Annotated in this window: 17 protein-coding genes; 9 read left to right on the top strand and 8 right to left on the bottom strand. The window is 73.7% G+C overall.

The features are described from left to right. Positions 1 to 124 precede the first annotated feature (124 nt). Complete coding sequence (locus ACFYOU_RS21630; protein ID WP_391307648.1) at positions 125 to 1,819, bottom strand: ATP-binding cassette domain-containing protein; 1,695 nt, start codon at positions 1,817 to 1,819, stop codon at positions 125 to 127. Beyond that, positions 1,809 to 3,494, bottom strand: coding sequence for an ATP-binding cassette domain-containing protein (locus tag ACFYOU_RS21625; RefSeq protein ID WP_391307647.1), 1,686 nt, complete (start codon positions 3,492 to 3,494; stop codon positions 1,809 to 1,811). Before ACFYOU_RS21625 ends, ACFYOU_RS21630 begins: the two co-directional genes overlap by 11 nt. Before the next feature lie 407 nt (positions 3,495 to 3,901). Here ACFYOU_RS21625 and ACFYOU_RS21620 point away from each other — a divergent pair, with 407 nt between their 5' ends. Further along, positions 3,902 to 5,821, top strand: coding sequence for an SIP domain-containing protein (locus ACFYOU_RS21620; protein WP_391307645.1), 1,920 nt, complete (start codon positions 3,902 to 3,904; stop codon positions 5,819 to 5,821). 39 nt (positions 5,822 to 5,860) lie between these two features. Here the strand turns inward: ACFYOU_RS21620 and ACFYOU_RS21615 are convergent, their stop codons facing one another. Next, positions 5,861 to 7,165, bottom strand: a complete 1,305-nt coding sequence (locus ACFYOU_RS21615; protein ID WP_391307643.1) for an erythromycin esterase family protein — start codon at positions 7,163 to 7,165, stop codon at positions 5,861 to 5,863. A 107-nt stretch (positions 7,166 to 7,272) separates the two neighbouring features. Then, the gene (locus tag ACFYOU_RS21610) at positions 7,273 to 7,839 is read right to left on the bottom strand and encodes a DUF1062 domain-containing protein (RefSeq protein ID WP_391307641.1); all 567 of its coding nucleotides are present in this window, start codon (positions 7,837 to 7,839) and stop codon (positions 7,273 to 7,275) included. A gap of 557 nt (positions 7,840 to 8,396) precedes the next feature. Between ACFYOU_RS21610 and ACFYOU_RS21605 the strand changes: the two genes are divergently transcribed. The 7 genes from ACFYOU_RS21605 to ACFYOU_RS21575 all read left to right on the top strand — a co-directional run bounded on the left by ACFYOU_RS21605 (position 8,397) and on the right by ACFYOU_RS21575 (position 13,304). After that, the gene (locus ACFYOU_RS21605) at positions 8,397 to 8,546 is read left to right on the top strand and encodes a hypothetical protein (protein ID WP_389763670.1); all 150 of its coding nucleotides are present in this window, start codon (positions 8,397 to 8,399) and stop codon (positions 8,544 to 8,546) included. A 41-nt stretch (positions 8,547 to 8,587) separates the two neighbouring features. Beyond that, a complete protein-coding gene (locus tag ACFYOU_RS21600) occupies positions 8,588 to 9,121 on the top strand; it encodes a sigma-70 family RNA polymerase sigma factor (protein ID WP_391307638.1) in 534 nt (177 codons plus the stop codon). Then, positions 9,114 to 9,947 carry a hypothetical protein gene (locus tag ACFYOU_RS21595; RefSeq protein ID WP_391307636.1) on the top strand — a complete coding sequence of 278 codons (834 nt, stop codon included), beginning with the start codon at positions 9,114 to 9,116 and terminating at the stop codon, positions 9,945 to 9,947. Before ACFYOU_RS21600 ends, ACFYOU_RS21595 begins: the two co-directional genes overlap by 8 nt. Before the next feature lie 275 nt (positions 9,948 to 10,222). Beyond that, entirely contained in the window at positions 10,223 to 10,597 is a 375-nt protein-coding gene (locus ACFYOU_RS21590; RefSeq protein ID WP_391307634.1) for a hypothetical protein, read from the top strand. An 85-nt stretch (positions 10,598 to 10,682) separates the two neighbouring features. Then, positions 10,683 to 11,141, top strand: coding sequence for a MarR family transcriptional regulator (locus tag ACFYOU_RS21585; protein ID WP_391307632.1), 459 nt, complete (start codon positions 10,683 to 10,685; stop codon positions 11,139 to 11,141). A 245-nt stretch (positions 11,142 to 11,386) separates the two neighbouring features. Further along, positions 11,387 to 12,034 carry an isochorismatase family protein gene (locus ACFYOU_RS21580; RefSeq protein WP_391307630.1) on the top strand — a complete coding sequence of 216 codons (648 nt, stop codon included), beginning with the start codon at positions 11,387 to 11,389 and terminating at the stop codon, positions 12,032 to 12,034. A 160-nt stretch (positions 12,035 to 12,194) separates the two neighbouring features. Then, a complete protein-coding gene (locus ACFYOU_RS21575) occupies positions 12,195 to 13,304 on the top strand; it encodes a WD40 repeat domain-containing protein (RefSeq protein WP_391307628.1) in 1,110 nt (369 codons plus the stop codon). A gap of 77 nt (positions 13,305 to 13,381) precedes the next feature. On the opposite strand, the gene ACFYOU_RS21570 is transcribed toward ACFYOU_RS21575, so the two are convergent. Then, a complete protein-coding gene (locus ACFYOU_RS21570; RefSeq protein ID WP_391307626.1) occupies positions 13,382 to 13,816 on the bottom strand; it encodes a cold shock domain-containing protein in 435 nt (144 codons plus the stop codon). Positions 13,817 to 14,089: 273 nt separating this feature from the next. On the opposite strand from ACFYOU_RS21570, the gene ACFYOU_RS21565 reads away from it, so the two are divergent. Next, the gene (locus tag ACFYOU_RS21565; RefSeq protein WP_391307668.1) at positions 14,090 to 15,793 is read left to right on the top strand and encodes a transporter substrate-binding domain-containing protein; all 1,704 of its coding nucleotides are present in this window, start codon (positions 14,090 to 14,092) and stop codon (positions 15,791 to 15,793) included. Positions 15,794 to 15,809: 16 nt separating this feature from the next. On the opposite strand, the gene ACFYOU_RS21560 is transcribed toward ACFYOU_RS21565, so the two are convergent. The 3 genes from ACFYOU_RS21560 to ACFYOU_RS21550 all read right to left on the bottom strand — a co-directional run bounded on the left by ACFYOU_RS21560 (position 15,810) and on the right by ACFYOU_RS21550 (position 18,572). Then, entirely contained in the window at positions 15,810 to 16,421 is a 612-nt protein-coding gene (locus ACFYOU_RS21560; RefSeq protein WP_391307624.1) for a disulfide bond formation protein DsbA, read from the bottom strand. Between the two features lie 88 nt (positions 16,422 to 16,509). Beyond that, a complete protein-coding gene (locus ACFYOU_RS21555) occupies positions 16,510 to 17,157 on the bottom strand; it encodes a nitroreductase family protein (protein ID WP_389763654.1) in 648 nt (215 codons plus the stop codon). 53 nt (positions 17,158 to 17,210) lie between these two features. Beyond that, positions 17,211 to 18,572 (bottom strand): MFS transporter, encoded by a 1,362-nt coding sequence (locus ACFYOU_RS21550; RefSeq protein ID WP_391307622.1) that lies wholly within the window; start codon positions 18,570 to 18,572, stop codon positions 17,211 to 17,213. Positions 18,573 to 18,704: the final 132 nt, after the last annotated feature.

Here is an 18,704-nt window from a genome sequence, read left to right as displayed (position 1 = left end):
GGCGTCGGCCGCCGACGCCAGCAACTCCCCCCCCCCCCCCCGGGGCGCGCCCCCCCCGGGGCGCGCCCCCCCCCCGGGGGGCGCCGCCCCCCCCCCCCCCCGGGGGCTCCCGCCGCCCCCGCCGTCAGCGGTCCGCCACCGTACCCGCGGGCATCGTCAGCACCCGGCGGCCCCGGGCGATCGTCTCCGCCCGGTGCGCGATCACCACCAGCGCCCGGTCCCCCGCGGCGGCGGCCAACGCCGACTCGATCCGCCCGGCCGTCTCCCGGTCCACCCCCGCCGTGGCCTCGTCCAGCACCAGCACCGCCGGATCGGCCAGCACCGCCCGGGCCAGCGCCACCAACTGCCGCTCCCCGCCGGACAGCGAGCCCGGCCCGACCGCGGTGTCCAGGCCCTCGGGCAGCGCATCGACCCACTCCACGAGCCCCAACTCGGCCAGCACGGCACGGACCCGCTGCGGGTCCGGCCGCCCCGGGACCATCGCCAGGTTCTCGCCCACCGTCCCCGCGACCAGGGCCACGTCCTGCGGCACGAGCGCCACCGCCGCCCGGAGCGCCACCGGGTCCAGCACGGCCAACTCCTGCCCGGCGAACGTCACATCACCGCGGTCCGGTGCGTACAGTCCGGCGAGCAGTTTGCCCACCGTCGACTTGCCCGCCCCGGTCGGTCCGACCACCACCAAGCGCTCCCCGGGCGCCACGGTCAGCGACAGCCCGTCCACCACCGCCGCCCCGGTCCCGTAGCCGAACGTGACCTCCGACAGCACCAGCGCCCCGCGGGCGACGGGCTCCGATCGCGGCCGGGGCAGCGCGACCCGCTCGCCCCGGGGCGCGGTCGCCCGCAGCAGGTCCAGCAGCCGCGCCAGCCGCACATGGGCCTCCCTGCCCTCGCCCACCGACCCCGCGAGGTCCTCGAAACGGCCCAGCAGCTCCCGGGTGGCGAGCACGAACACGACGGCGACCCCCACGCTCAGTCGCCCCTGACCCACCAGGACCGCACCCGCCACCAGCAGCCCCGCGAGACAGACCGCTTGGATCAACGCCAGGTAGTCCAGGACCAGTTCGGTGCGCACCTGGTGCTCCCGGGCGGCCCGCAGCCGCTCGTTGTCGGCCCGGAAGCGCTCCAGCCACCGGGGCACCGCCCCCGTGATCCGTAGCTGCTCCTGGGCGGGCAGCGACTCCGAGAACCGGGCCGAGACCTCCGTCTCCGCCTCCGCCACCGCCGCGTAGGCGGGTCCGGCCCGACGGTGGAACCGCCGCACGATCAGCACCGCCGGCGGCAGGAAGGCCACCAGCAGCAGGGCCGTCAGCACCAGCGAGTGCGCCGCCAGCATCACCACCGTGAACAGCAGCACCAGCGCCGCGGACACCAGGTCCGGCAGCGTCCCCCCGACGAACGACGCCAAGCCGTTCAGCTCCCCGGTGAGGCGGCGCAGCAACTCGCCCCCGCGGTGCGCCTCCACGAACCTGAGCGGCGCCCCGGCCACCACCGCCGTGGCCCGCTCCCGCAGTCCCGCCAGCACCGCCTCACCGACGCGGATCAGCCAGAGGCGGGACGCCCAGGTCAGCAGCCCGGTCGCCAGCACCAGCACCAACAGCAGCAGCACCCGCGCGGTCAGCGACCCCCGGTCACCGGACCCGGCGGCGTCCACGACCCGACCGATCACCGCGGTCACCGCGACGGCCAGCGCCGCAGTGGCCAGATGGAGGACCACGGCCACCGCGAGCGCCCGGCGGTGGCCCCGCAGGAAGGGTGCGGCCCGCCGGAACACCCGCTGCTGGTCCGGAAGTTCGCTCAGCAGGAAGGGGTCAGTGGGCACGGGTGGATTCCTCGGCGTCGGGTGCGGACGCGCCGGCGACCGGCCCGGACGACAACCGGACCTCCCGGTCGGCGAGCGCCCGCACGGCGGGGGAGTGGGTGGCGAACACGACGACGGAGCCCTCGGTCGCCCGGCGCAACCGGGCCAGGACCTCCTGCTCGGTGGCCCCGTCCAGGGCGGAGGTCACGTCGTCGAGCAGCAGGACCGGGCCGGGGCGCAGCAGCGCCCGGGTCAGTGCCACCAGTTGGCGCTGGCCTCCCGACAGGCCCCGGCCCCGTTCGCCGACCTCGGTGTCCCACCCGTCGCGGAGACGGTCGAGCACCCGGTCGAGACCGGAGTCGTGGGCGGCCGCGTCGAGGGCGGACCGCGGGTGGTCGCCGCCCAGCAGCAGGTTGTCCAGGACGGTGCCGTGCAGCAGCAGCGGCCCCTCCGGCACCAGAGCGACCGTGGCGTACAGGTCGTCCGGGTCCGCGTCGTCCAGCGGGACCCCGGCGAGTTCCACCGTGCCGTCGGCGGGGACCAGCCGGGCCAGCGCGCGCAGCAGGGTGCTCTTGCCGCAGCCGGTGGGCCCGGTCAGCGCGATCCACTCGCCGGGCACCGCCGTGAGGTCCAGCGGCCCGATCGGTGCCCGCCCGGGGTGCCGGACCGTCAGCCCGCGCACCCGCAGCCCGCCGGAGCGGGGCAGCGCCGGGCACGGGCGCGGCCGGGGCGGCAGGGCGAGGACCTCCCCGATGCGTCCCGCCGCGACGAGCGCTTCGGCGCGCTCGCCCAGCCGTGCGGTCATCACGGTGACGGCCAGGGACACCGTGCCCATCCACAGGACGAAGGTCGTCAGCGCGCCGACAGTGAGCCGGCCGTCCTGGACCGCCAGGCCGCCCGCCCACAGTCCGGCCGCCACCGCGAACAACGGCACCACGGTCGCCGCCGCCTCCCACGGCGCGCCGACCGCGGCCAGCCGCCGGGTGCGCCGGGTGACCTCCGCACTGTGCCGGTGGTGCCGGTCCACCAACTGCCCCTCCGCGCCGACCCCGCGCAGCGGCAGCAGCGACGACAACAGCTCCTCGGCCGCCGATGACCTCCGCCCGTGCGCTGCGGCGAGGGCCCGCGCGCGGCGCGCGTAGCGGGGCGGGAACACCCGGTTGAGCAACAGCAGCACCGGCACGGTCAGGGCGGCCACCACCAGCAGCAGCGGGTCGAGCCCGGCGATCGCCGGCACCAGGACGACCCCGGTGATCCCGATCACCACCCAGGCGGTCAGTCCGTGCACCCACGTCAGGACGGTGTCCACGTCCCGGGTGGCCCGGTCCGTCAGATCACCGAAGCCGTCCGTGCGGCGCCGCACGGTGTCCGTGTCGAGGGAGAGGATCGCCCCCAGCAGCCGCACCCGCAGCCAGGTCCCGGCCCGGGCCTCGGCGAGGTTGGTCCACAGCTGCCAGCCCCGCATCCCCGCGTACTCCACGCCGGCGGCGGCGACGAACGCGGCGGCCCACCAGGCCGCGGTCCCCACCGCTCCTTCGACTCCGGCGTCGAGGGAGCGGCCCAGCAGCCAGGGCAGGGCCAGGAAGGCGCACTGGCGCAGCGCCGCCCAGCAGACGGATCGCACGAGGTCGCCGCGGACCCGTGACAGGCACTGCCGCAACAGTCGGGGCGGGGGCACGGCGGGACGCTGGCTCACGTGGCGGATCATCCTCGGGGCGCGGGAACGGGGTACGGGTGGCCCCGGCGGTGTCACGGGCCGGGGCCACCGCCGTTCACCGTAGGAGCGGGCCGTCCGCCGTGGTCCAAGGGACAGCGCCGACCCGTCGAAGCGGGCGGCCGACTCGTGGCCCGGGCCCGGCGGAGGCTTCCGGGTGGCACGGACCGGACCCGCCGGTTGGATCGGCCGGCCCTCGCTGCGCCTAGCCTGGTCGGCGGGTCGGACGGCCCGCGTCGCCCCGGTGCCCTGCGGTCACCGTGCGGCGGGGGCCGTCCGTCACGGGACACCGGCCCGCCCGTCCCGCGCAGGTGGCCGGCCCCGGGCCGCACCGGTACCGCGGCGACCCCCGTTCGACAGCGCCCCACCCCCAGGCCAAGGAGCCCCGAATGCCAGCGCGCAGCCCCCGTCCGGTCGCCACCTTCCCCATCGTGCTCAGGGAACTGACCGTGCTGCGGGTCAGGGACCTCACCCCCGGGATGCGCCGGGTGACGCTGGGCGGCCCGCAGCTCGGCGCGTTCCGCAGCGGCGACATCGAACTGCCCGCGCTGCGCACGGAGGGCTTCGACGACCACGTGAAGTTCTTCTTCGGCGAGCCCGGCGAGCCCGGTGGGCCCCACGCGCGGCCGGTGCTGCCCCGGCAGAAGGTCGGCAGCCTCGACTGGCCCGAGGACGAGCGGCCGATCGCCAAGGACTACACACCGGTCCGGTTCGACCCGGAGGCGGGGGAGATCGACTTCGACTTCGTCCGCCACGAGGGCGGCATCGCCTCCACCTGGGCGGAGCAGGTCGAGCCCGGCGCCGTCACCTGGATCGCGGGCCCCAAGATGTCCCACGGTCACCCCGAGAACAGCGACTGGCTGCTGGCGATCGGTGACGAGACCGCGCTCCCCGCGATCGGCCGCTGGCTCGCGGAGATGCCGGCGGGGACCCGCGCCCGGGTCCTGGTGGAGGTGGGCGAGGACAGCCACCGTCAGGAGCTGCCCACCCGGGCGGACGCCGAGATCACCTGGCTGTCCCGCGGGGGCGCCCCGGCCGGCAGCACCGACCTCCTGGAACGGGCGCTGCGGGACCTGGAGTGGCTGCCGGGCACCGTGTTCGTCTGGGTGGCGGGGGAGACGCTGACGCTCAAGGGCATCCGCCGCCACCTCACCCTGGAGCGGCAGGTCCCCCGGGAGCAGCTGGACATCACCGGTTACTGGCGCCGGACCGCCCCCGTACCCGCGCCGGACGGGGCCCCGGACGCCGTCGGTGACGCGGAGCCGGCCGACGCCGCCGCGGAACCCGACGAGTCCGCGGCGCACGAGCGGCTGCACGAACTCACCGACCTGGCCCCGGGGTACGCGATCCGCGCGGCGGTGACCCTCGGACTGTTCGACCTGGTGCACCACGGGCTGCGGGACCCCGCCGAACTGGCCCGCCGCTGCGGGGCCGATCCGGAGGTGTTCGCTGCGCTGCTCGCCTATCTGGTGGGCATCGACGTCCTCGACTCCGGCCCGGACGGCGTGCGCCTCACGGAGGTCGGCGAGGAACTCGTCGAGGACGACCACTCGGCCGACGAGTACCGGCTCGACGGGGCGCAGGCCGCGTTGGACCTCTCGCTGTCCGGTCTGCTCGACGCCGTCCGGGGGCGGGGCGGGCGGCAGTTGACGGCGTCCGGTGTCCCGCTGGCCGAGGCGATGCGCGAGGACGAACGCCTCGGCGGCTCCGCGCGGACCCTCATCGAGGAGGAGGCGCTGTGGTTCGCACCCGGAGTGGTCACCGCGCATGACTGGGCCGCGGCGGGCACCCTCACGGCCGCCGGTCACGGAGTCGGTTCCCTGGCGAACGCGTTGCTCAAGGCGGTGCCGGGGCTGCGGATGCGGATCGCGGCGCTGCCCTCCGCGCTGCGCGTGCTGAGGGAGCAGGTCCTCGACACGGACGCCCTGCCCCGGATCGACCTCGTCCCGCAGACCGGGCCGGTGCCCGGCGGCAGCGACACGGTCCTGCTGTCGCGGCTGCTGGACTGGTTGCCCGACGAGGACGCCGTGCACGCCTTGCGGGAGGCCGCCGAGGGGTTGCGGGAGGGCGGCACCCTGGTTCTGGTCGAGCAGGTCAGGCCCGAGGGCACGGCGGGCGACCCGGCGGCCTTCTCCGATCTGGACACGGCCCTGCACCACCTCCGGCTCACCTGTGCCTTCGGCTCGGGCGTGCGCACGGCCAGCGCCCTGTCCGCGCTCGCGGCCCGCGCCGGGCTCGGCGTCCGCGCGAGTCACGACGTGGGCTGGGACCACCGTCTGCTGGTCCTGGACCCGGTCGGCGGGGCGTAGGACGCCGCTGCCCGGGCGCCGGGCGCCGGGCGCCGGTCGTCACGGGCGCGTCGTCGCCGGTGGCTCCCGGTGGCCGAGGAGGCGGGCGGGCGTCACGTGCCGTCGGTGGACCAGGACGTCGAACCACTCCGCCAGCGAACCGCCGGTCATGTGGTGCCCGCTGTCGTCGTCGGGGTCGTACGCCGGGCCGACGGTCCGCAAGGTCGCGGTCCCGGCCAGCCAGTCGGCGACCGGCTGCGGAGCGTCCGCGTGAAGGTCCAGCAGGTAGTCACCCGTGGAGTCGTCGTCCAGCACCGACTCCGCCAGCGACGGTGCGGGCCCGGGCACCCGGTGGGGCGGGGCGTCGGTGTACGTGGCGAGTTCGCCGCGACCGAAGGTGAACCCGATCGACAGGTACCGGTCTCCGAGTCCGTCCTGGAGGTGGCTGCCCGCGTTGCGGGACGCGCTCGCCGGGTTCGGCGGGAAGCTGATGGTCCGCGTGGGTGCCTTGGCGGCGTGCGAGCCGGAGGTCCAGAACAGCGTGCGGTGCCCCGTGTGCCGGTGCCACCATGCGACGTTCTCGGCGAACGCCCGTTCGTAGGCGGCCATGTTGTGCGGGTCCAGCGGATCGTCGTCGTGGTCGTGGAGTTCGTAGTACTGGACGATCACCCGGGCGTGTTGCAGGGCCCACGCATGGCCGTCGTGGCCCGGCGCCCCGGCCACCAGGGCGTGCGCGGCTCGGGCCAGGTCGACCCACCGCCGCCGGTCCGGCAGCGCCCGGAACCGTCGGGTGTGGGCCGACACCTCGCCCCGCGGGCGGAGGTCCGCGTAACAGGCCGCCAACTCGTCCAGCAGTTCCGGGGCGGCCCGTTGTACGTAGTCGGTCACCGTGTCGTAGGTCGAGGGCCCCGTTTCGTGCGGGCTGACCCCGACGAAGCGGACGGGGGCGGCCCGCCCGAGAGGGGGACGGGTCTCGTTGAACGCGCGCATCCATCGGACGAGGGCGAGCACCTCCTCGGTACGGGAGAACGGCTCCGCGGCGCTCAGCAGTGCCTCGGGGTCCCCGGCTCCGGTGCGCACGTAGGCGTCGAGTCGGACGCCGAGCGTCCAGTCCTGGTCGAAGGCGACGGCACGGAACCCGGCCGTACCGATCAGCAGGGCGGCGATGCGCGCCTGGAGCGCGAAGACCTCGTGCGCCCCGCGGGTCCCCGCGCCGTATCCCACCACGGCCGTCCGTTCGGTGAGCACGTCCAGGAGCGGTCGCAGGTCGTCCAGGGGTGCCAAGGGGTCCACGGTGGTCAGGGGGCGCGCCGTGTCCCTGATCCAGTTCCGCACCGCGGTGCGTCGTTCCGGCGGGGTCGTCATGGGGCCACTCTCGGACCTCAAGATCGGTTGAGGTCAACCCCGTCGGGCGCGCGGCGGGGCCCGCCCGGCGGTTCGGTACCGTCGGACGGGCCCCGGGGCGGAACGGCTCAGTGTTTGAGCAGGAAGGTGAAGTCGTGGGCGAGCTTGCCGCTCAGGCGAACCGCCGACACGAGCTTCCCCCGGACGATCAGCCGCTCGACCTCGGCTCGCGGAAGGCGGAAGCCCTCGGCGATCAGGCGTACCGGCCGCACGGGTATCCGTGCGGCGAAGCGCACCGCGACCTCGATCGCCTCGCCCGCCGGCGCCCCGCCCTCCGGTCGATCCGGCCCGCTGCTGCCGTCGAGGCGCCACGCGCCGTCCCAGTCGAGGGCGAGGCGGTTGCGGCGCCGTACGGCAGGGTCCTGGAGCAACTCGGCTGCCAGGGAGGCGTCGTTGGCGTGCAGCAGGTTCAGCAGGTCGGGGCGTACGGAACGCACGGTGACCCGTTCCAGGACGGTGATCTTGGTGGTGTCCCCGCACTCGGTGCACCGTGCGAGGAGCCACGCGTCGAGGAGCTTGTGATGGGCGTTGACACGGAACTTGCCGCTCGTCCGGAAGCGCCCGGAGGGGCACCGGTGGCAACGGCGGAGGACGATCGGTGGGCAGGTGGGTACGACCACCCAGTTCTTGGACACAGAGATGCACCGGTTCCGGTGAGAAGACCGCAGCGAAAAGGAGCACGGCGCACTGGTGCACCGCGCGACGGATCAGCGCTCGGGGGTTCTCACTTGGTGTACAACGGCACGTCCTTGACGGGGGGACCACGGGCGGCAGCACGGTAACGGCTCACGAGGGCGCGGTTCCACGGGTTTTCCGGCGGGCGGCGCAGCCCCACGGGCGGAACGGCCGCCTCCCCCGACTGTGATTCAGATCACTCTCTGTTCGGAGGGGGGAGTGGGTGAACGTTGCGCAAACGGGCCGGAGTTGCCCGGGGTGTCCGCCGACCGGCTGGTCGGAGCCCGGGCGTCCGAGGGGCAACGAAGATCAACGTTGCAGGGCAAACCCCGGATGCCGATCAGTAATGGGCAAAACCTGGAAGATCCCCATGGCAAAGTCGAATTGCCTTTGCACACCTCGCTGTTCAGATCAGTCCTGCATGGTGACGTGCGCAGTGCAGCGCACCTCCGACGGGCGACTCCAGGGCGAACAGGGAGCGACCGCCGGTCGACAGGTGAGGGGAACAGAACCGTTCATGACCACGAGACTTGCCGCGGACACCAGCAGGGCGGCCGACCCGGTCGGGGTGCCGCGACGACGCACCACGGCCCCGCTCCACGAGGCCGCACCGGCCGGCGGCGTGACCCGCGCCGGCCGTGACCGGGACGGAGGGGAAGGCCGGTGATACAGAACCACGGCCCCCGCACCCCTCGCCGCGTCACGCCGATGCCCCAGCCGCCGCCGATCGACTTCTCGGCGTTCCACCAGATGCACCGCCCGTCCTACCTCCGCTACGCACGCGCCTTCCTGCGCAACCACGCGGACGCGGAGGAGGTCGTCGACGCCACCTTCGAACGGCTGCTGACCAAATGGGCCCAGGTCCTGAGCAGCGACAACCCCGACCGGTACGCCTGGGCCGTGCTGCGCAACCACGTCGCCGACCACCTGCGGCGCGGACACCGGAACGTCCAGCCCCTCGACGAGGCGGCCTTCGACACGGTCGCCCTGCGCACCAGCATCGACCGCTTCGCCCAACTGGAGGAATCCCTCACCCTCATGGGGGCCGTCCGCCAACTGCCCGAACGGCAACAGGACGTCACCGTCCTGCGCTACCTCCTCGACCTGCCCACCGACCGCATCGCCTACGAACTCGGCATCTCCCAGGCCGCCGTGCGCTCCAGCGACCGGCACGCCCGGCGTAGGTTGCGGGAGATACTGGGCCCCGACCGCTCCACCATGGGGGGAGGCTCCGATGCGTGACGACCTGCTGGACCGCTTGTCCCGGGCCCGTCTCGTCGACGACGGACCCTGCACCCGTGCGGACATCGCCGCCGCCGAGGCGCGGATCGTGGCCCGCGCCCTCGACCGGTCCGGTACCGCGGCGGCGGAGACGTGCGCCGCCCGCCCGGACGAGGACCGGCGGGCCGCTTCCGGCCAGTTGACCACCCTGTGCGAGACGGTCGTCACCCATGCCGCGTTCGACCGACTGGAGGAGTTCCTCGCCCAGGCGATGCCCGAACCGGACGGGGCGCTGCTCCTCGGGTGCTTGCTGCAACTGACCGACGGCGACGAGGCCGCCCGCTTCTGGTGGCAGTACGCGGCCGGTGCGGGGGAGCGCACCGCCGGGTACTGCCTCTACCTGCACCACCTGTCCCTCGGCGAGGTCGCGCCGGCCAGCTGGTGGTACGTCCAGCAGAAGGCTCCGGCCCGGTCGGCGGAACCGGTCCGCGAGCCGGCCGCCCGGCTGCCGACCGAACTGTCCGAGGTGCTGCGCGGCCTCGGGGCGGCGGACGCCAGCTTGGACACCACCCTCCGTGTCCTGAACGCGCTGCGGGTCAGGGCGGGCTGGCGGGTTCCGGCAGTGGTCTGCGCGGTGTTGGACTACATACCCGCCGCGGTGGCGTGGGTCGACGAGGACGTCGAACTCCCCTTGCCGGAGCCGGGGTTCACCGAACGCATCCGCAGGCTGACCGAAGAGCCGCCGCGGTCCGACGACGCCACCCGCGGGGAATCCGACCTACCGGCCCGGCCCCGTTCCCTACCCGGTGGCATCGCCTCCGCGGCCCGTCGGCGGTGCGCCCGGTAGCCCCGGCGCCCGGCGCGAACGGGGCGCCTGCCCCCCAGTCCGCCGACGGCCCCGCCCCCGTGACGGACGCGGACTCCTCGCGGTCGACGGGTCGGGGCGGGGGCGGGTCCGGCCGGGGCTGGTCCGGACGGGCGGCGGCCAGTCGACTGATCACCCGGCCGACGTCGTGCCACTGGTCCTGCACGGGTCCGTCGTGGCAGCGTGGTCGGGTCAACTCGCCGAGGACGGCGGGAGGTCCCCGGCCGCGGCCGGTTACGGAAGGGACGGAACGCCCGATGGCGGCAGGTACCGAGACGGCGTACTTCAGTGCGACGCACACGGAGCGTGATCTCCCGCCCGGCCACCCCTGTGCGGGCGTGGCGCACAGTCACCTGTGGACCGTCACCCTGGAGACCGTGCCCCCGAACGGCGCCGCCGAGGACCCGGGCGACCGGGGCCGGGTCGGGTGCGCCGAGTTCGCCGCATGGGCCCAGCGACGTCTGGACGGCACCCACCTCAACGCCGTCGCCGTCGAGCTGTGCCACCGGGCGGGCCCCGAGGAGCTGGCCCGCTGGGTGTACCGGCAGTGGTCGCCCCGGCTGCCGGTGCGGGAGGTCCGGGTCCAGGGCCCGTACAGCGGGAGCTACGGCCCGGCGGTCCTCGCCTCCTGACCGCGCGGGCCCCCTGGACGCCCAGGAGCCCCCCCGGCCTCCCGTCTGCGAGGATGATGCGTACGCAAGCAAGGAGGAGGCAGCGGTGTCGGGTGCGGAGCCGGTGGTGTCCCGGGGGTTCAAGGTCGGCGTGTGGCGGGCCTACATGGAGGTCCACCACGAGGTGCTGACCGCCATCGAACGGGAGCTGGCGCAGCGGCACCGGCTGTCCGTCAGCGAGTTCGACGTCCTGGTGAACATCCCGCTGGACGGGACCCGGCTCAAGGACCTCAAGCAGCGGGTCGTCCTCACCCAGAGCGCGATCAGCCGTCTCTTCGACCGCCTCGCCGAACGGGGGCTGGTGGTCCGCAGCCCGCTGGCCGAGGACCAGCGCGGTGCGGTGGTCAAGCTGACGGAGGAGGGGCGCAAGGTGCTGCGCGCCGCCGTCCGCACCAACACCGAGGTGGTGGAGCGGACCTTCGCCGGCAAGCTGTCCACCGAGGAGCTGCGTGCGCTGCACGGCATCGTGACCCGACTGAAGGGGGCGGACGCCCCCGACGCCTGACGCCCCCCGACGCCTGCCCCCCGACCTCGGGCACGTCCGGTGCGTGAATGGCCCGACGCCTGACAGGTCCGCCGGGTGACGCGTCCGGCGCGTGACGCGGCGGACGCGCGTGACCCAGATCACCCGTCGATGTCGACGGACCGCGGGAATGACTCCCCACCCTTCAGGGTTATGGTGCTTGCGCAAGCAACAAAAAGCGCCAAGCCGGGACCGCCTCGACGGCCCCACCCAAGGAACGGGACACCATGAGCAGCAACAGCTACCTCACCCACCGCCTGACCCCCGAGAACACCGGGATCCTGCTGGTCGACCACCAGGCGGGCTTGATCCTCGGCGTGCAGGACCACGACCAGAACGAGGTCCGCCGCAACGCCCAGGCCCTCGCCCGCACGGCCAAGGTCTTCGGCCTCCCCGTCGTCGCCACCACCTCCGCCCCACGGGGACCCAACGGCCCCCTCCTGCCCGAACTGGTCGCCGAGCTGCCCGAGGGCGCCCCGATCATCCACCGCAGCGGCGAGGTCGACGCCTTCGACGACCCGAGGTTCGACGAGGCCGTTCGTGCCATGAACCGGCCCAACCTCGTCATCGCGGGTGTGATCACGGACGTCTGCTTGATGTTCGCCTCGCTGTCCGCCCTCGGCCGCGGCTACCAGGTCCACTCGGTGACGGACGCCTCCGGCACCACGAACAAGCTGGCCCGTGAGACCTCGCTGCTCCGCCTCCAGAACGCGGGCGCGACCCTCAACAGCACGGTCGGGGTCATCTCCGAGCTGCTGCGCGACTGGAAGAACCCCGGCGGCCCCGGCACCGCCGACATCTTCAGCAGCCTGGCCATGCCGTTCTACGGCGCGGTGATGGCCAGCCACTCCTCCGCGAGCGGCAACCAGGGCTGAACCCGGCGCCCGGCGCTTCCCGCACGGCCGACGAAGTCCGTGCGGGAAGCGCCGGGCCCGCCCGTCGTCGCAGCCACTGTGCATCGACGGGTTGCCCAAATCCCTCCAGGGGCACTACACATGACGTGACGTCAGACCTGCCGAGGGAGCAACGACCGTAGTGGCCAACCCGAATCTGCTGCAAGGGGCCCACGTACTGGCCTTCCGGATCTTCCGGGTACGCCTGCTCTGGGCCCTGATCCTGGCGCTGGCCCTGTTCCGGGTGCTCACCGTGGCCCAGGCCGTGCTCGGCGCGCTGGGTGTTGCGGTCGCGCTGATGGTCGTCCGGTGGCGCATCCGGAAGGCCCTGGCGCCGAAGTTCAGCGCGGTGTGCCGGGTCCCGACACCCGGCCGGACCCTCCTCGCCTACGCCGGCGCACAGCGGGTGATCCGGGTCGGCGACCCGGCGACCGGGAACGTTCACCGGATGCTGTGGGGCCACCGGGGATGGGTGAACGCCCTGTGCACGGTCGAGATCGACGACCGGACCCTCCTGGCCTCCGGCGGGAACGACCGCACGGTACGCCTGTGGGACCCGGACACCGGGGAACAGGTCGCCGTCCTCCAGGGCGCCCGAGCCGCAGTGGTCGGCGTGTGCGGCACCCGGTCCGGCGGCCGGCCCCTGGTGGTGGGCGGCGCCCAGGACGGCACCCTCCACGTGTGGCGAGCGGACACGGGTGAGGCCGTCCACTCCCTGCCGTCCGGGGCGGGCGAGATCCTGGCCGTCTGCGCGGTCGAATCCGAGGGGCGGGAACTCTTCGCCTCCGCCCATGCGGACGGCACGGTACGCCTGTGGGACCCCGATGGGGGTCAGCAGATCCGGGTCCTCACCGGACACGAGGGTTGGCCCAACGACCTGTGCCCGATCCGGACCGCCGACGGCGTCCTGCTCGCCTCGGCCGGCGCCGACCAGACGGTAAGGCTCTGGAACCCCGCCACCGGCGAACACGTGCGCTCGATGCGGGACGACTTCGGCTGGCTGCACGCGCTGTGCGAGGTCACCGTCGACGGCCGTCCCCTCCTTGCCTCCGGCGGCGACGGCCCCGGGGTGAAGCTCTGGGACCCGGACACCGGGGAACACCTCAGCACGATCGGCGGGGCGGCCCACCTCTTCGGACCGTTCGGCTGCGGCTGGGTCCGCACGCTCTGCCAGATCGAGGTCGACGGCGTCCCCCGGATCGCCACCGGCGGGTACGACAAGCGGGTGGAGACCTGGCACCTCACGACCTGACGGTGCCCGGCCGGCGGTACGACGCACGTCGGGCCGGGTACGGAGAACCGCACCCGGCCCGACGGTACGGCGATCGATCAGCCCTCGGTCCAGCCGTGGTTCTTGCCGAACTGGAGCAGGCCGCGCCGGATCTGGAGGATCTGGTCCCCGGTCAACGAGGGCGCCGAGGACAGCAGCACCTCGGTGACGTCATGGACGAACTCCTCAGCCGTGAGCACGTCGCACAGCGTGTCGTCGTCCACCTGGACCTGACGGGTGACGCCCGAACCGGACGCCCCCGCACCGCGCAGGGGGGCCGGGACGACCGCTCCCTCGGCGAGCCGCACGTCCGAGGCCTTCGGACCGCGCTCCCCCTCCTCGATCACGAACTCGACCGTGAGCCCCGGGCGCATCTGCTGCTCCGGGATCAGTAGGTCATTGACGTGTACGAAAACGTCCTCGCCGCCGTTGTCGGGCGCGATGAACCCGTACCCGCGCAAACCGTCGAAACGCACCACATTACCGGCAACCATGCCGTCACCCCCACAGAAGACCGGGCCACGTGCCCGGGCGAACACCACAGGTGAGGGAGCGTACGCGAGTGGCGGCGGCGTGTACACACAGCGCGGGAGAACCGGCTGTGCGCACCCCCACCCGTGTGGCAGAGTCGGGCGCGGCGCCGACCGGGCCCGCCCGGCACGGCGCCGACCCGGTCCGGAGGCGTTCCGCGGGGGCGATGAGGGGGCCATGTGGCGCGGGTGATCGACGACCGCTTCGAACTGCTCGACCGGCTCGGTGGCGGCGGCATGGGTTTGGTGTGGCGGGCGCGTGACCTGGCCCTGCACCGCGAGGTGGCACTCAAGGAGGTGCGTCCGCCCGACCCCGCGCTCGCCGCCCACGACCCGGACATCGCCCGCATCCGGCGCGCCCGGGTGCTCCGCGAGGCCCGGGCGCTCGCCCGCATCGTGCACCCGCACGTGGTGACCATCCACCACATCGTGGACGGCGGCGAGGACACGTATCCGTGGCTCGTCATGGAACTCGTCACCGGCGGTTCGCTCCAGGACCGCTTCGACCGCGGCCCCCTGACCCCCGCCGAGGCGGCCGGCATCGGTCGCGGCGTCCTGGCGGGACTGCGGGCGGCGCACGCGGCGGACATCCAGCACCGGGACATCAAGCCGCCCAACATCCTGCTGCGGCCCGACGGGAGCCCGGTCCTCACCGACTTCGGCATCGCGGCCGTCACCGGCGCCACCGTGCTCACCGCCGCCGACTCCTTCATCGGCACCCCCGACTACATGGCGCCCGAACGGGTCGCGGGCGAGGACGGCGGCCCCGCCGCCGACCTGTGGTCGCTCGCCATGACCCTGTACGTCGCCGTCGAAGGGCACCATCCGCTGCGGCGCGGCAGTACCCTGGCCACCCTCGCTGCGGTGCTCAGCGAGGACGTACCGCCGCCGCGCTCCGCCGGAGCGCTGACCGGGGCCCTGACCTCCGTCCTGGTGCGGGACCCGTCGCAGCGACCCGATGCGGCAGCGCTGGACCGGATGTTGGCCACGGCGCAGCACGCTCCTCCGACGGCCCCCGCAGCGGACCGCGCGACGTGCCAACTGGTCCCGCCCCGACCGACCGCACACCCTTCGGCGCCGCCCACGGAGCAGGTGCCGCCGCCCGCGGTCCGGCGCAGGCCGGCGCTGCTCTACGCCTCGGCGCTCGGCGCCGCCGCACTGGCCGGCGCCCTGTTGTGGGCGCAGTTACCCCTGGGCGGGGGCGGGACGGAGGGCGGGAAGTCATCCGATTCCAGCCGCCGGCAGATCAACATCGGCATCAAGACGGACCTGCCGGGCGTCGGATTCAGTGAGCCGGACGCAGACCCCACCGGCTTCGATGTGGACACGGCCAAGTACGTCGCCGAGGAACTGGGCTACGCGCCGAACGAGATCACGTGGGTGAGCGTGTCCGGCGCCGAGCGTGAAGAGTCGCTCCAGGACCGCTCGGTCGACCTGGTCGTCGCCGCATTCACCATCAGCGAGAAGCGGGAGGAGGTCGTCGACTTCGCGGGGCCCTACCTGATCGCCCATCAGGACGTGCTGACCCGCGCCGACGACCTCTCCATCTCCTCGGCGTCGGCCCTCAACGGCAAGAAGATCTGCTCGGTGACCGGTTCCACTTCCGCGCGGAACATGGAGACGCAGATCGCCCCCGGGGCGCAGGTCGTGACCCGCCCGGACTACGACGACTGCCTCACGGACCTGGCGCAGGGGATCGTGGACGCGGTCACCTCCGACGACGTGCTCCTCGCCGGATACGCTGCCGAGACACCGGACGCCTTCCGGCTCGGCGGCTTCCGGCTGACCGAGGAGCGTTACGGCGTCGGCCTCCCGAAGGACAGCCCCCACAAGCCCAGGGTCCAGGCCGCGTTGAAGGAGATGGTGAACGACGGACACTGGGAGAAGTCGCTGAAGAGGAACCTCCCGCTGTTGACGACGGCCACCCGGCCGTCCCTCTGAGCGGGACCGCGCCCGCTCAGCCGAACCGGGGCCCGTCGGGGTACGCGCGCTTCAACTCGTGGAACCCGGGAACCCCCGCCAACAGCAGGTAGCCGTCCCACAGGCGTCCCGCAGCCTCTCCGGTGGGGGCCGGCGAGACGACCGGGCCGAAGAACCCGGTGCGTCGACCGTCCGCCCCGGTGACCGCCAGCACCGGGGTGCCCACGTCGGGACCGACCAGCGCCATGGCCTCGGCGTGCGAGGAGCGGACGCTCCCGTCGTACGCCGTGGACCAGGCGGCCTCGGCGAGCTCCGGGGGCAGACCGGCATCGGTGAGGGCACCCACCAGGTTCCCCCAGTCCCCGTGCAGATGGAACCGGGTGCCCATCGCGGTGAACAACGCGCCGAGCGCCTGCGGACCGTACTGCTGCTCGGTCGCGGCGCACACCCGTACGGACGCCCACAGGTAGTCCCCCCAGTCGCCCTCCGGGTCGTCCTCCCGGTGTTCGTTGAGCACCGACAGGCTCATCACCCGCCAGCGGACGGTCACCGGGCGCACCCGGCCCACCTCCACCAGCCAACGCGAGGTGATCCAGGTGTAGGGACAGACCGGGTCGAACCAGAAGTCGACGGTGCGCGGTTCGGTCATCCGAGCGGCTCCTCGTGTTCCGGGACGGCCCCCGCGGCCCCCTGCCGAGGCTACCTCCGCGCCGCCCGCCCCACCGTGCCGGGCGCGGTCACCACCGGTCCCAGTGCAGGACCTGGTCGCGGGGGACCCGACGGGCCGGTTTGAAGTCGGTTCCCAGGGTGAAGGCGAGCGGAATGAACGCGGCCAGCATCACCTCCTCGTACGGCACCCCGAGGGCGTCGGCGAGTTCTTCCTCCAGCGGCCCCTGCGCCGTGGTCCAGACGGTGCCGAGCCCGCGCGCCCGTGCGGCGAGCATGAAGCTCCACACCGCGGGCAGGATCGACCCCCAGGTGCCGGACTGGTCGAGGACGGAGGCGTGGTCGGTGCGCCCCTCGATCGCCGGGATGACGAACGCGGGTACCCGGTGGACGTTCTCGTAGAGGTGCCGCAGGCCGTCCGAGATCCGTTCCATGGAGCCGGGGTGGGCGTACATGCGTTGCACGTCCCGTTCGGTGAGCGGTTGCCCGCTCGCGGTCGTCAGCGCCCGGCGGAAGACGTCCCCGACCACGCGACGCCGCTGCGGATCGGTGACGACGACGAAGTGCCAGCGCTGGCGGTTGCGGCCGGTCGGTGCCTGCGTCGCCAGGTCCACGCACTCCTCGATCAGGGTGCGCGGGACCGGGCGGTCCAGATCGAGCCGCTTGCGCACGGCGCGGGTGGTCGACAGCAGCTCGTCGGGGGTGAGTTCCAGGGTCACGGTGGTCTCCTCGGTGATCGGCCGGTCGGTGCCGGCGCGGGTGGTGGCGTCGGTCAGCCGGCGGCCCGGGCCCCGGTGGGAGTGGTGCGGGCCCGCAGGCCGAAGTGCGCCACTGCCGCTCCGAGCAGGGAGAAGCCGCCGGCGACGAGGAAGGCGAGCCGGTAGCCGTCGGGGCCCGGACCGCCCGTGGCGAGCAACGAGGCCAGCACGGCGACCCCGATGCCGGCGCCGATCTGGACGGACGAGGTGATCAACCCGGACGCCAGGCCCTGTTGTCCGTCGGGCAGGGCGCCGACGGCCGCGATGTTGAGGCTGGGGAAGGAGAGCCCGTTGCCCACCCCGTGCACCAGCAGCGCCGGGAGGAGCACGGAGGCGTAGTCGGCCGCGGCGTCCGCCCGGAGGAAGAGCAGGATGCCGGCGGCCTGCACCAGCATCCCCACCGCCGCCGTCCGTCCGAGTCCCCAACGGTCGATCGGTCGTCCGGCGAAGCGGGCGGTCACCACGATGGCCAGCCCCATCGGGACGATGCCCAGACCGGTCGACAGGGCTCCGTAGCCCTGCACTTGTTGCAGGTGCAGGACGGCGGCGAACTGCCAGCCGATCGTTGCGCAGGCCCAGGCCACCGCGGCCAGGTTGGCGGTGGCCAGGGTGCGCGACCGGAACACCCGCAACGGGACCAGGGGGAGTCGCTGCCGGTGCTCGACCGCCACGAAGGCGATCAGGAACAGGGCGGCGAGCACGCCCGCCCCGCCACTGGTCTCGGTCAGCGCGTACACCAGGAGCAGCACTCCGGCGGTGACGGTGGCCGCCCCCGCCACGTCGAAGCGTCGGGCCTCGGCGGGCAGCGGTCCGTCCTTCGGCAGCACCCTCGGTGCGAGGAGCAGGACCAGCAGGGCGATCGGCACCGGGACGAAGAACACCAGCCGCCAACTGACCTCGGTCAGCAGTCCGGAGGCCACGAGCCCGCCGCTGTACCCGGTGGCGCCGGCCAACGCGTAGACGCCCAGCGCGCGGTTGCGCCCGGCGCCCTCGGTGAACGTGGTGGTGATCAGGGACAGGGCTGCGGGGGCGGTCAGCGCGGCGGCCAGCCCCTTGACCACCCGCGTGACGACCAGTGACCACCCCTCGGAGAGGAGCCCCCCGACCAGGCTCGCGCCCGCGAAGACCGCCAGGGACAGCAGGAACACCCGGCGACGGCCCAGGAGGTCCGCCACCCGGCCGCCCAGCAGCAGGAAGCCGCCGTAGGTGACCGCGTACCCGGACACGAGCCATTGCAGCGTCCCCTCGGACAGGGACAGGTCCCGTCCCACGGCGGGCAGGGCCACCCCCATCAGCGACAGGTCCATGGCGTCCAGGAACACCGCGGTACAGAGCAGCGCCAGGACCGCCCGCTCGTTGCCGCCGGGTCCGTTCATGGTCGACCTCCATCTGATCGCCAATCATCTGCGGGAAGATGATTGGCGATCATACGAAGATGACGGGTGGTGTGCAAACGATCTGTGGGCAGACGGTTCCTGATAGGGTCGCCGCGAACGAGGAGCACAGGA

Origin of the sequence: Streptomyces sp. NPDC005955, assembly GCF_042871255.1 — a bacterium.
GTDB lineage: Bacteria > Actinomycetota > Actinomycetes > Streptomycetales > Streptomycetaceae > Streptomyces.
Note: the sequence above shows the minus strand (reverse complement) of the source record. Positions and strands in the feature narration are given on the sequence as shown.